Below are 12,292 nucleotides of genomic sequence, written 5' to 3'. Positions count from 1 at the left end.
GGTGATGATGAGGAAACGTCCTGGAAAGGATGAGGATCTCCGTGAACTTTCTTTCGTACCTGACCGACCAGGAGCTTGCCATCCTGAGCTATGCACTGGCTCCCCTGACGATCCTCTTTCTCGTCCTCGGCATCCGCGAAATCCTCTTTCCGCTCATAGCCTTCAAGAAGACCGATGCCACATTCGTGGCAGCAGACCATCTGCCAGCAGCACCCCACATCTATCATGTGAGCTTTGCCTATGAGATCGACGGTGAGCCCTATGAGAGCACGACAAGGGACACCTACGACGAGCATGCTGTGCAGAAGCGCTTCGACAATGAGAAGCCGCAGCACATCTATTACCGCAAGAAGGACCCGACCTTCATCAAGACAAGCCGCTCCTCCGCCATCATGCTCGGCATCGTCTCTCTCCTCATCGGAGCAGGGCTCGGGGCAATCGATCTCTACCTCTTCGGGATGCTGGTCATGCCCTGTTAGCAATCAGGTTCCTTCGATAAACCCTATAGACGTGAATACATTGCGATATTCCGTTCTAATTGGCGATTTCTTTTCCTATTACGTATCACGCAACCAAGGAAAGGGATTGCCGTGATTCGTGCAAGAAAGATCGAGCTCTCGAACATCAAAACGTCCATCTTGGATCCATAGAATTCCGCGACAGCGATTTCGGGTCGTGCATTGCCGGCATCTATGGACAGAACGGTTCGGGCAAGACAGCAGTCGTCGACGCTTTCTCATGCCTGAAGCTGCTGATGTGTGGACGCTCCCTGCCTGCTGGAGCAGAGAGGCTTGCCAAAACGCACCCTTATTGCCTATGGCCTCGGCGATACAGGAAAAGATTTTGCGCTCGCTCCGGAGATTCGCTGGCGCGCCCTCAGAAATCTGGCAGGACCGGAAGCCAGCCTTGAGCTGACGGTCTCGCAGCGTTCATCCGAGCAGGCAAGCGCCTCTAAAATCTTCTCGAAGGCATTCGGGGGATTCGTCGATGCTGTCAGAAAAGGCTGCGCCGACCGCATGCAGGAGGGGACCATCTCGCATGCTGGCGAAGAAGCCTTTAAGCGCACCCCCCTTCCCTTTTCTGGCACCATCTCTCTCCTCTCAGCTTATGCACCAGCACAGCTGGAAGTCTTCAGCACTACCCGCGGAGCCTCGCTTGCCTTCAATTTGCTTCCTTTCCCTGCCCCAGATGGCTTGAAACGCCTGATGGAGAAATCGGATTTCACACCGGATGGCGATAGCAGATACTTCAGGGATTTCTTGCTCCGATCAGACAGATCGTCTGTTGTGCCTGCATCAATCTGTCCCGAGCTTCATGCAGCCATCAAGATGGAAAACGAAGTTCTAGGCGCTATCATTCCAGGGCTGTCTCTGGAGCTCAAAGAGCTCAACGAAGAGACGCTGGATGATGGGAAGCCCGGAAAGCGTGTCGAGCTGCTCTCGCGCAGAGGGGATATCTATGTTCCCTTCCGCTGCGAATCTGAAGGCGTCAAGAAAATCGTCTCCATTCTCGGACGTCTGATTGACGTCTATAGCGACGAAAATGCCTGTCTGGACATAGATGAGCTCGATTCGGGAATCTTCGAATTCCTCCTCGGCGAGATTCTCCAAGTAATCTCTGACCACAGCAAAGGCCAGCTCATCTTCACAGCGCACAATCTCAGACCGCTGGAATGCCCGCCATCCAGCTGCCTTGTCTTCACCACAACGAATCCGGACAACCGCTATATCAAATTCCGCGGTTCAGGCGCATCGAACAACCTGCGCAGCCAATATCTCCGCGCCATCAACCTTGGCGGACAGAAAGAGCAGGTATACGAGCCGACGAGCGAGACTGAAATCGGAGCTGCCTTCTATCGGGCTTGCCACTCGTAGCCTGAAAAGTGCGCGTACGCGTTTCGGGATGAATGACGCGACTGCAGATTCAGACCTCCTGGATCGTCCTCCGTCTTGAATCATGCTCCTTTCCCTGATATTGCGAGAAGGCAATCGCTCCGAGGATGAGCGCCACCGCTGCCCACTGGAGCGGCTCGGTGCTGTCCTTGAGTACAAGCGCAGACACGAAGAGGCCCGCCGGAAGCTCTGCCGAGGCAAGGACCGTTGCCGAAGCGGCACTCAGATGAGGACCTCCAAGCCCGAAGAGAAGCACCGGCAGAAACATCCCGAAAAGCCCCGCCATGAGGGCAAAGGGCGCCATGCCGGAGAAGAAGACACCCGAAGGAATATAGTCAGGGCAGACCATAAGCGATGCCAATCCCAGCCCCAGGCAGATGAAGGTGCCACGCTCCCCTGTTCCGCATGCGGGGCTCACGCGTCCCGAAAGCACAAGGAACGTGGCACAGCTCAGAGCTGCAACAAGAGCTGCGGCAACACCGGCAGGATCGAGCCCTGAAAGCCCATGCTGCCAGGCACCGCTTGCAATGGGCGTCGCTGCCACGATCAGCGCAGCAGAGATGGCTTCCCTGCGCGTCGGCTTCCTGCCATCGAGCACAAGCTGCACCGGAATGCCAAGCCAGGAATACTGGAAGAGGAGCGTCAGGGCCACGGGCGCTTCAAGCCTTGTCATCGAGAAGCAATAGAAGGACGAAGTCACGGCCGAGAGCACACCGAGCCCCATGAGCTTGGCTGCCTCGCGGAGAGGCAGTCGCACGAGCTTCGTCCCTCTGAGGGCCTCGATGAGCGCCAGGAGCACGAAGAGGCCGCATCCTGTCCAGGCCTGCGCTGCCACGACTTCCTGCCAGCTATAGCCGGCTGCATAGGCCAGCTTGTACGTTGTTGCCATGAACCCATAGCTTGCTCCCCCGAGAAGCATCTCGAAGGCGGCAAGGCTCTGCCTGGTGCCTTTCTCTTCTGCCATGAAACCTCCCTGTCCGGCATCTGCGCACAAAAAAGCGCCACACAGCTGAAGTAGCTGCGCGGCGCAAAGATGGCAGAGCCCGGAAACGACCACGAATTGTTTGCAGCGCCATGGTAGCCGGAATGGGACGCTCATGCAAGCAGGGCTACTTTCCCTGCCAGACGATCCTCGGCTTCAGGTCCTCGACCCCTGCCTCGCCGAGATAGTGTTCGACGATAGCAAAGCCGAAGTCGATGGCCGTGCCCATGCCACGGGAAGTGATGATGTTGCCATCAACGACGACTGGTGCCTCGGAGTAGATGGCGCCACCCTCGACGCAGGCATCCTTGAAGTTCGGGTTCGACGTCGCATGCCTGCCCTTGAGAAGGCCAAGCTTTGCAAAGACGGAAGGAGCAGCGCAGATGGCAGCAATCTCCTTGCCGGTCTGGGCGAACTCCACGACCTTGTCCGTCAGCATCTTGCAGCCACCGAGATTCAAGGTTCCCGGCATGCCGCCCGGAAGCACGAGCATGTCGTACTCGTCGAAGTCGAGATCTTCGATCCTCTTGTCTGCCACGATATGGATCTGATGAGACGAGGTCACGTCCTTCGTGCCCGTGATGGAGACCGTATCGGAAGGGATGCCAGCACGATAGAGAAGGTCGCACACCGTGAGGCCTTCGATCTCCTCGAGGCCATTGGCAAGGAAGACCGCAACCTTCTTGTCAGATGTCTGCCTGAATGTCACAGCTCTGCTCCTTTCGTTGAGCAACTTGCTATTCCCATCAATTGTACCCTTGAGCCTTCTGGCCCCTATCTGGCCATTTTCTGAGGACAATCACCATCTGCAAATTCAGAATGGCGCATATCCGCGTTCGCGGTATTATCGGTTTAGCAAGCTGTGCCTTGGCTCATAGGGGGTCTGAGGCCGATTGCGTTTGGAGAGGAGAATCCATGCAGTATTCCGCAGAAGTGGAGAGGATGTGCCCCGTCACCAAGGGCGCATACCACGGACCTGCACCAATTCCCGAGGAGGGGAAGTGGGTCCAGGCCAAGGAGATCAGCGACATCTCCGGCTACACGCACGGTGTAGGCTGGTGCGCACCGCAGCAGGGTGCCTGCAAGCTTAGCCTCAACATCAAGGAAGGTGTCGTCGAGGAGTGCCTGATCGAAACCATCGGCTGCTCCGGCATGACGCACTCCGCTGCAATGGCAGCTGAGATCCTTCCGGGCAAGACGATTCTCGAGTGCCTCAACACCGACCTCGTCTGCGATGCTATCAATGTCGCTATGCGCGAGCTGTTCCTCCAGATCGTCTACGGCCGCTCCCAGACCGCATTCTCCGAGGGTGGTCTGCCTATTGGCACCGGCCTCGACGACCTCGGCAAGGGCCTCCGCTCCATGGTCGGCACCACGTACGGCACGAAGGCCAAGGGTGCCCGCTACCTCGAGCTCACGCAGGGCTACATCACGCATCTGGCACTCAACGAGAACGATGAGATCATCGGCTTCGAGTTCCTGAACCTCGGCAAGTTCACCGATGCCCTGAAGAAGGGCGTCGACGCCCAGAAGGCTGTAGACGACGCAATGGGCCGCTACGGTCAGTGGGACAACCCCGCCAAGGTCATCGATCCGCGTGTCGAGTAACCAGGAAAGGAGCTGATAAACATGGCAGTTACGTTCGAAGGCTATGAGCGCCGCATCGCCCAGATCAACAAGGCATGCGAGCAGTATGGCATCAAGGACCTCGAGGACGCCCGCAAGATCTGCACCGACCTCGGATTCGATCCGTATGACATCACGACCGGCATTCAGTCCATCGCATTCGAGAACGCAAAGTGGGCCTACACCCTCGGCTGCGCTATCGCTGTGAAGAAGGGCTGCAAGACCGCTGCTGAGGCAGCTTCCGCAATCGGCGAGGGCCTGCAGGCATTCTGCGTCCCTGGCTCCGTTGCAGACGAGCGCAAGGTCGGCCTTGGCCACGGCAACCTGGGCGCAATGCTTCTCGGCGAGGACACCGAGTGCTTCTGCTTCCTCGCAGGCCACGAGTCCTTCGCAGCCGCTGAGGGCGCAATCGGCATTGCCAACAACGCCAACAAGGCCCGCAAGAAGCCGCTCCGCGTCATCCTGAACGGCCTCGGCAAGGACGCAGCACAGATCATCAGCCGTATCAACGGCTTCACCTACGTCCAGACCAAGTTCGATTACTACACCTCCAAGCTCGAGATCGTCCGCGAGATTCCGTATTCCAACGGCCCGCGTGCTGCGGTCAAGTGCTATGGCGCTGACGACGTCCGCGAGGGCGTTGCCATCATGTGGCACGAGAACGTCGACATCTCGATCACCGGCAATTCCACGAACCCGACGCGCTTCCAGCACCCCGTTGCGGGCACCTACAAGAAGGAGCGTCTCGCTGCCGGCAAGAAGTACTTCTCCGTCGCTTCCGGTGGCGGCACTGGCCGTACCCTGCACCCGGACAACATGGCCGCTGGTCCTGCATCCTATGGCATGACCGACACCATGGGCCGCATGCACTCTGACGCCCAGTTCGCTGGCTCCTCCTCCGTGCCGGCACACGTCGACATGATGGGCCTTATCGGCATGGGCAACAACCCGATGGTTGGCTGCACCGTTGCCTGCGCTGTCGCTGTCGAAGAGGCACTGAACAAGTAAGGCTTCGGAGGCTATTCCTTCGAACTGCAAGCCGGCTTCCACTTCTGTGGGAGCCGGCTTTTTCATGCAGAGAAGCAAAGTGCAGTGACACTCCCCCGCAGCAATTCGTCTGGAAATTCCAAGTCGGTTACAGAACCCTCGCCCGTCTTTCGCCGGCACTTGATTTCCTGTTTGAATCTGAGAGCATGTCCTCAGACAGAAAAACCTTCGGGTTTTGCAAGGCAGGGTCGCGAAAGCGGGCTTGCCTCATTTTTTGCCTCGAGACAGTCAATTACTGTCAGGAACCTTTCTTTTACAGGCCTCGATAAGGACATTCAGCTCGTCCATCCGCTCTTCAATGCGTTCCAAATCTGCAAATAGGTCGTCTACCGACGCATAGCGCTTGGAATCCACTCTGCCAGGCAGGATGTCGTTCGATCCCTGCAAAGCAAGCTCAGCCTCAACGTTGAAGCATCTCCGTATAGCGCAGCGCTCATCCCTGCAAGGCTGCCTTATATTACGCACCCGTACGCCTGCCTCATATCAGGCAGATTTCTCCTTGCCATATGCATTTCACCATTTTGCCGTCCAAGAAATCCCTGCATTCATGCCATGGATGCCTTGATATCTTCGCTGCGCAGCCACATCATCTCTTATCTATCAGCAATCTAACAAAACATAGCTATCTACCTGCGTTTATGTTCACAGATATCCCTGCAGTTATATCGGCTTCGAGCGTATGATATGGCCCCTGAGAAAGGAGCCATCATGGAGGAACAGCTCATCAAAATTGGCACACCAGCAAGTGGCCAGCATCATCCAGCCAAGCCAATGCTCAGCATCGATGAGCAGATCAATCATCTGAAGAGCAAGGGTGTGACCTTCCGTCTCTGTTCTAAGGAAGAGGCTGCAGCCTATCTCACGGACCGGACCTATTTCTTCAAGATTGCGGCATACCGTGTGCTCTTCCAGAAGCGGGTAGGTGGCACGCGCGATGGGCAGTACATCGATCTCGACTTCGGATATCTGAAGTCTCTTGCCTCTCTGGACCGAAACCTCCGCTATGCGCTTCTTCCGCTCACACTTGATGTCGAGCATGCCGCCCGGACAAAGCTGATGCGCATAGCAACTGCGCAGGAAGACGAGGATGGCTATTCGATTTCAGCCGATTACGTTGCACAGCTTAGCGCAAGCGAACGACACAGAAGAGAAAGAGAGATTGCGATGCTTTCCCGCAATACCTTCGTCGGGGACCTTGTGCGAAAGTACGGTGATCTGAACGAGATGCCACTCTGGGTATTGATGGAGGTCCTCTCGTTCGGCAGCTTCGCAAGCCTCTATCTCTACTGCACTGACCGCTGGGGCGACAAAGACCTAAAAGTCGAACATTACATGCTTCGTCAGGCACAATACGTCCGAAATGCCTGCGCCCATTCTTCAGATATGCTCAATGGCCTCCGTACGCATGACAATAGATTTCAGGCAACGCCTTCATTACAAAATGCGCTTGCCTCGACAGGCCTCTCACATCGTGTAAGAACAGCACGAATGTCAAATCCATGCTTGAAAGCGATTGCTACGCTTCTATATCTGCATAGCCAAATGGTACAGGAGGGAACAAGCAGGTTGCGAGCTATCTCAGACATGCAGCATCTCGAAGACGATATGGTGACGGCCTCCAATCAGATGTTGAGCAACGACACAATACGCTCATCTCTCGATTTCCTCATGGTTCTCATTGACTCGTGGTTCTCATTGGGCATAATCGTATCAGACAACAAAACCTTCGGGTTTTATAAGGCAGGGTTGCGAAAGCGGTCCTGCCTACTTTTTTTATCTCGAGACAGACGATAATGTGCTGACAAGACATCTGCTGCAAATCGCTTGGCTTCTCTGTCTGACAAGCATCATTTGTTTCCTGCAGATAGACTCTTCTCGAGAGACCACCGATACGTTATCCATAATCAGCCCCAAAGAGAAAAGCGGCATCGGATTTGTGCTCCGATACCGCCTCAATGCAAATCTTGACTGGCTGCCTTATGCAAACCCATTGATGCTGTAGAAGATGAAGTTCGCAGTGAAGATGGCTGCAGCAAAGATCGGTCCTGCAAGAGAGAAGAAGCGCCAGACTGGCTCAGATCCGCGCTTCTTCTGCACGAAGTAGAGCACGACACCGGCAAGAGGATAGAAGTAGCCAAGCACGAACGATGCGACACAGAGAATCTGCTGCTTCAAGCCGATAATGGGCTTGTGTCTGCCCAGCCTGTTACTTCAGGGCAGCACAGACCGCTCTGGTGCCCTCTTGGTTTTCGCCAGTTTCTTCCAGATTCCCTGGCGGCCTTCATGTTCGTGGTTCTGGCCGCTATAGTTCGGGCAGCAAAGCCTTTGGGCCTCGCAAGGCGGGACTGCAGAAGCAGTTCTGCCTGTTTTTATTCTGATTGCATCCCCGCCTTTTTCGTTCGATGCCTGATGCTGCTGTCTTGGCCAAACTTCTCTGTCCGCCGCATCTTTTCTCAGGACGATCCTGTGCTGCCAGGCAGAAGACCCACGCCCATCTGCCCATATCTTCTGTCACGCCTCGCCTTCCTGCTCTCACATGAGGATGGCGCCTCCTCGCTCCATTCAGACCGATGGGCAACACTCTGCCATCCATTTCAAGAGATGCCGCATTCATGCTGTCTTGGCAGGTCAGAGCCGCATTCATACACGTTTCAGTGGAACATCAATGTGTTTGTGTATTTCACAATTCGATGATTTTCTGTGAACGGTAGTATATTGCCCGCGAGAGTCATTGGGTGGGCTACGAGACCAAGGAGAAAAGATGCCCTATAACATTCTGGCGGAGTTCGGCAGCACGGCCCTCATGATCATCTTCGGTGTCGGCGTGCACTGCGATACGGTGCTCAAAGGCACGAAGTATCAGGGTTCTGGCCATATGTTCGCAATCACGACCTGGTCTTTCGGCATCTCTGTGTGCCTCTTCATCTTCGGCGGCTCCATCTGCATGAATCCCGCCATGGCACTGGCACAGTGCATCCTCGGCCTCGTGCCCTGGTCCATGTTCATCCCCTATGTCATTGCCGAGATGCTTGGCGGCTTCGTCGGCGCTGTCGCTGCATGGTTCATGTACAAGGATGAGTTCGAGGAGTCTGTCGGCAAGGTCGATCCTATTGCCCAGCGCAACATCTTCTCTACGAACCCAACGCGCAACAACCTCTCCCATGACTTCTTCTGCGAGGCCTTCTGCACCTTCTTCTTCATCACCGGCATCCTCGCTATTGCCCACTATGCAGGCGACAATCTGCTCCTGCTTGCCATCTGCGTCGGCCTCCTTGTCTGGGCCATCGGCATGGGCATGGGCGGCATCACGGGCTTCGCAATGAACCAGGCCCGCGACCTCGGTCCCCGCATGGCCTATCAGCTGCTCCCGATCAAGGACAAGTGCGACAACAACTGGAAGTACGGCCTGACCGTTCCGGGCATCGCTCCCTTCGTCGGCGCTGCCATCGCAGCCCTCTTCGTCCACTTCTTCCTCGGCATCTTCTGATCCAGATATCCCAAGAGGCGCGAAACCCAGAGCCAGCCGCAAGGCTGGCTCTTTTCATCTGCCGCTCCCCTCTCCTATGGAGATGGCATGTGGCGCCGAGAGCCGGGTACACTTAGACCCATGTATTCACCGGAGAAGGATTGGATATACCCACATGAGCAATGAAGGCAAGAAGGTCAGCGTCCACTACACCGGCACGCTTGATGACGGAACGAAGTTCGACTCCTCCTATGACAGGAACCAGCCGCTCGAGTTCACCTGCATGGCAGGCCAGATGATCAAGGGCTTCGACGAGGCCGTGCGCGACATGGAGGTCGGCCAGACTGTGAACATCCATCTCGAGCCCTCCGAGGCCTACGGCGAGCGCCGTGAGGACCTCATCTACGAGTTCCCGATGGAGCAGGTGCCCGAGGACATGCGCTCCCTCAAGGTCGGCGAGCATGTGATGCTCCAGGGCCCGATGGGCCAGCCTATCCCGGCTGTCGTCTCCAAGGTCACGCCGAGCTCGATCTTTGTGGACTTGAACCACGAGATGGCAGGCAAGGCCCTGAACTTCGAGATCACGCTCCTGAGCGCTGAGTAAAAGCTTCTTCCAGATAGCAGATGCGGCCGTACCGGACACCCGGTGCGGCCGCATTCTTGTAGCTATCAGGACCTCCGTCTAGGCAGCTGCGCCCGCTGCTGTGGCATCTGTCCCCTCAGTTGCGGTCTTGGCAGCATCTGCCGCTTCATCCGTGCCTGAGACATCGCCTACGGCGTCGATGACGGTCTGGGCATAGGCAGCGACACCTTCATCCGTGAGGCTTGCGCCGTCTGACGTGAACCAGCCGCTCTGGCCTTCGGATGCGCTGTACCAGTCGATGAGCTGGACATTGGAACGAGAGGAAGCTTCATCGGCGATGATCTGGTTGTTCGAGTCGCAGAAGGCAGCATTGCTCCTGCCGTTCACGAGCCAGATCTGACGCTCAGATCCGATGCTGTCAAGGAGTGCATCCACTCCCTCTTTCGTGAGAGGCACATCGGTCGGAAGCGCCACGACGACCCTGCTTCCTGCGGTACCGGCACCCACATAGCCTTCCCAGTCGCCCTTCAGCGCATCGACGGTCCTGCCTGCGGCACAGTCGACCATGCCCTGCGGCCAGGCGGCAGCAAGCTTGTCTGCTGCCTGCATGCTCGTGGCATCGCCGAGGAAGAGCACGGAATAGGTCGTGTTCTCTTCTGTCGGAATCTCATAGCCGATCGTGCTGACGACGAGGTCTGCAAAGTTCTGGGCAGCTTCCGGGCGAAGGTGCGTGCCATCGTCCCAGAACCAGCCAGACTCGTTGGCAGAGGTGCCGTACCAGTCGATCACGCCGACGTTCTCGTGCTCGGCTGCAAAGGAGGCAAGGAGGTCGTTGTTTGCTGTGCACCAGTCGCGCGGTGTCCTGTCGTTCACGAACCAGAGCTCCTTGTCAGTGCCCACCGCCTCATAGATTGCCTCGAGCGTATCCTCATCGAGGTAGCCGTTCGAGCCGATCGAGAAGATCACGGTATTCCCGACAACGCCAGTGCTGGCATAGCTGTTATAGACATCGAGGGCTTCCGATGCCTGCCTGCCCACAGCAGAGTCGACCACGCCGTGCGGGAAGGAGGCATTGAGCTCCGTCGAGGCACCAAGTGAGACCGAATCTCCTATGAAGACGACATCGTAGACGCCGTCGACAAGCGGCTTCTTCAGGGTCGCAGCGCTCACCTGCTGGGCGCCATTCGTACCGCCCATCGCATTCTCGGGCGGGACGAGGATGAGGCCGAAGACGGCAATTGCGATGACAGCAGCGGCGCAGATGGTCTGCGGCACCTTCACGGGACTCTTGAGGAGCGCAGCGTGGACCTTGCGCGACACGCCACGGCAGGGCTTCTGCTCTCGCACGGCGCGCTCGCGGTCCTTCTTCCTGCGGACGAAGTCGCGGCGGATGACAGCGCGGAGCGTATGGCGTCTGAGCGGCATCTCGACAAGCGCATAGGAGAGCTCTGCTGCAATGAACGTGAGCAGAAGCTCGACCACGACCTGCCACCACGGAAGCGACAGGGCCGCGTTATGCGAGGCCATGAGCTGCACGATCAGGTAGTGCCAGACATAGATGGCAAAGCTCCTCTTGCCGATCCAGGCAAGAGGTCCCCACGAGAGGACCTTGGCGGCTGCAGTCCCGGAAGGCGTCAAGGCAGCGATCGCGACGGCGGCAATGGCAGAGATCAGGAGCGTGCCGCCGTAGTAGGTGAAGGACGTATAGCCCTCCGTGAAGCGCATCATAAGGAGAAGGGCGACGACGGAGGCCGCACCTGCCAGCTCGAGGCCGAGGCGCTTCTTCTGGCCGAAGTCGCCTGCCGCCTTGGCGCTCATCTTGTCGAAGGGCCAGATGATAGCAAGAAGGCAGCCGAGAAGGAGGCTCTGCGCCCTCGTATCCGTGCCGTAGTAGGCACGCGAGGGGTCTGCGCCAGGCACGAAGAGAAGCGCCATTGCGACAGCAGAGGCGACGGTGAGGACGCCCAAGCCGATGGCAAGGTGCTTCTTCTGGACCTTCTTCCTGAGAAGAAGGCACAGCACAGGCGGCAGGATGAGATAGAACTGGAACTCGATTGCAAGCGACCAGAAGTGCGTCAGGGGCGACGGCGCTCCTGCAGCTGCGAAGTAGGACTGGTTCGAGAAGATCTTGTACCAGTTGAGCACCATGAGAAGCGATGGCACAATATCGGGCCGCATCTTCGTCAGGAGCTGATGGGACAGGAGCGTGCAGGCAGCTGCACACACGACGACGTAGACGACAGATGTCGGCAAGAGACGCTTGATCCTCTTGAGATAGTACTTGCCCGATGCAATCGTGCCGGTCTTCTCGAACTCATGGAGAAGGCCGCCCATCGCAAGATAGCCCGAGAGCACGAAGAGCACCGTGACGCCGAGAAGGCCGCCCTGGCACCAGCCAAGGCCCATATGGTAGAAGACGACGCCCAGGGCGCAGAGGGCCCTGAGACCATCGAGCGAGGCGACATAGGGCTTCTTAGAGGCAGAAGCTCTGCCGGCACCTGCCTGAGCAGCAGCTGGCTTCATCTGTTGAGACACTTATCCTCCAGGAATTGCCTGCCAAGCAGGCACACATGAGAGGGTGCTACCCCCGAAAATGCAAGACGTTCCAATTGTAGCCTGTAGCGCAAGCGCTTCCTGCCTCTTCAGGCCAAATGCCAAAAGTCGCCTTGAAGAATGAATGTGCTGAAATGTTGGTA

Annotated in this window: 11 protein-coding genes; 7 read left to right on the top strand and 4 right to left on the bottom strand. The window is 57.2% G+C overall.

The genetic code is table 11. The features are described 5' to 3' along the window. Positions 1–41 precede the first annotated feature (41 nt). Together ABVS03_RS01515 and ABVS03_RS01510 are read left to right on the top strand one after the other, a co-directional pair. Positions 42–479, top strand: a complete 438-nt coding sequence (locus ABVS03_RS01515) for a hypothetical protein (RefSeq protein ID WP_330971297.1) — start codon at positions 42–44, stop codon at positions 477–479. Positions 480–791: 312 nt separating this feature from the next. Next, positions 792–1,874, top strand: coding sequence for an ATP/GTP-binding protein (locus tag ABVS03_RS01510; RefSeq protein ID WP_368017738.1), 1,083 nt, complete (start codon positions 792–794; stop codon positions 1,872–1,874). A 49-nt stretch (positions 1,875–1,923) separates the two neighbouring features. Here ABVS03_RS01510 and ABVS03_RS01505 read toward each other — a convergent pair whose 3' ends face one another. Beyond that, positions 1,924–2,856 (bottom strand): EamA family transporter, encoded by a 933-nt coding sequence (locus ABVS03_RS01505; RefSeq protein WP_368017737.1) that lies wholly within the window; start codon positions 2,854–2,856, stop codon positions 1,924–1,926. Between the two features lie 145 nt (positions 2,857–3,001). After that, positions 3,002–3,583, bottom strand: coding sequence for a DJ-1 family glyoxalase III (locus ABVS03_RS01500; protein WP_368017736.1), 582 nt, complete (start codon positions 3,581–3,583; stop codon positions 3,002–3,004). A gap of 206 nt (positions 3,584–3,789) precedes the next feature. Here ABVS03_RS01500 and ABVS03_RS01495 point away from each other — a divergent pair, with 206 nt between their 5' ends. The 3 genes from ABVS03_RS01495 to ABVS03_RS01485 all read left to right on the top strand — a co-directional run bounded on the left by ABVS03_RS01495 (position 3,790) and on the right by ABVS03_RS01485 (position 7,341). Continuing rightward, positions 3,790–4,482 carry an iron-sulfur cluster assembly scaffold protein gene (locus ABVS03_RS01495; protein ID WP_330971293.1) on the top strand — a complete coding sequence of 231 codons (693 nt, stop codon included), beginning with the start codon at positions 3,790–3,792 and terminating at the stop codon, positions 4,480–4,482. A 21-nt stretch (positions 4,483–4,503) separates the two neighbouring features. Continuing rightward, positions 4,504–5,508 carry a GGGtGRT protein gene (locus tag ABVS03_RS01490; protein ID WP_330971292.1) on the top strand — a complete coding sequence of 335 codons (1,005 nt, stop codon included), beginning with the start codon at positions 4,504–4,506 and terminating at the stop codon, positions 5,506–5,508. Between the two features lie 747 nt (positions 5,509–6,255). Continuing rightward, positions 6,256–7,341 (top strand): Abi family protein, encoded by a 1,086-nt coding sequence (locus ABVS03_RS01485; RefSeq protein WP_368017735.1) that lies wholly within the window; start codon positions 6,256–6,258, stop codon positions 7,339–7,341. 183 nt (positions 7,342–7,524) lie between these two features. Here ABVS03_RS01485 and ABVS03_RS01480 read toward each other — a convergent pair whose 3' ends face one another. Continuing rightward, entirely contained in the window at positions 7,525–7,722 is a 198-nt protein-coding gene (locus ABVS03_RS01480; RefSeq protein ID WP_330971290.1) for a hypothetical protein, read from the bottom strand. A 586-nt stretch (positions 7,723–8,308) separates the two neighbouring features. On the opposite strand from ABVS03_RS01480, the gene larD reads away from it, so the two are divergent. Then, on the top strand, positions 8,309–9,034 hold the full coding sequence (gene larD / locus ABVS03_RS01475) for a D/L-lactic acid transporter LarD (protein WP_330971289.1): 726 nt from the start codon (positions 8,309–8,311) through the stop codon (positions 9,032–9,034). 154 nt (positions 9,035–9,188) lie between these two features. Then, positions 9,189–9,617 (top strand): peptidylprolyl isomerase, encoded by a 429-nt coding sequence (locus ABVS03_RS01470; protein WP_330971288.1) that lies wholly within the window; start codon positions 9,189–9,191, stop codon positions 9,615–9,617. A gap of 78 nt (positions 9,618–9,695) precedes the next feature. Here the strand turns inward: ABVS03_RS01470 and ABVS03_RS01465 are convergent, their stop codons facing one another. Next, on the bottom strand, positions 9,696–12,131 hold the full coding sequence (locus tag ABVS03_RS01465; RefSeq protein WP_368017734.1) for an acyltransferase family protein: 2,436 nt from the start codon (positions 12,129–12,131) through the stop codon (positions 9,696–9,698). Positions 12,132–12,292 lie beyond the last annotated feature (161 nt).

Source organism: Olsenella sp. AGMB03486 (assembly GCF_040884255.1).
Classification (GTDB): domain Bacteria; phylum Actinomycetota; class Coriobacteriia; order Coriobacteriales; family Atopobiaceae; genus Olsenella_L; species Olsenella_L kribbiana.
Note: the sequence above shows the minus strand (reverse complement) of the source record. Positions and strands in the feature narration are given on the sequence as shown.

What these genes read in the sequence shown, in the direction of transcription:
- ABVS03_RS01505 (WP_368017737.1), bottom strand. Translation starts at nt 2,856, where the DNA reads ATGGCAGAAGAGAAAGGCACCAGGCAGAGCCTTGCCGCCTTCGAGATG.
- ABVS03_RS01495 (WP_330971293.1), top strand. Translation starts at nt 3,790, where the DNA reads ATGCAGTATTCCGCAGAAGTGGAGAGGATGTGCCCCGTCACCAAGGGC.
- ABVS03_RS01490 (WP_330971292.1), top strand. Translation starts at nt 4,504, where the DNA reads ATGGCAGTTACGTTCGAAGGCTATGAGCGCCGCATCGCCCAGATCAAC.
- ABVS03_RS01485 (WP_368017735.1), top strand. Translation starts at nt 6,256, where the DNA reads ATGGAGGAACAGCTCATCAAAATTGGCACACCAGCAAGTGGCCAGCAT.
- larD (WP_330971289.1), top strand. Translation starts at nt 8,309, where the DNA reads ATGCCCTATAACATTCTGGCGGAGTTCGGCAGCACGGCCCTCATGATC.
- ABVS03_RS01470 (WP_330971288.1), top strand. Translation starts at nt 9,189, where the DNA reads ATGAGCAATGAAGGCAAGAAGGTCAGCGTCCACTACACCGGCACGCTT.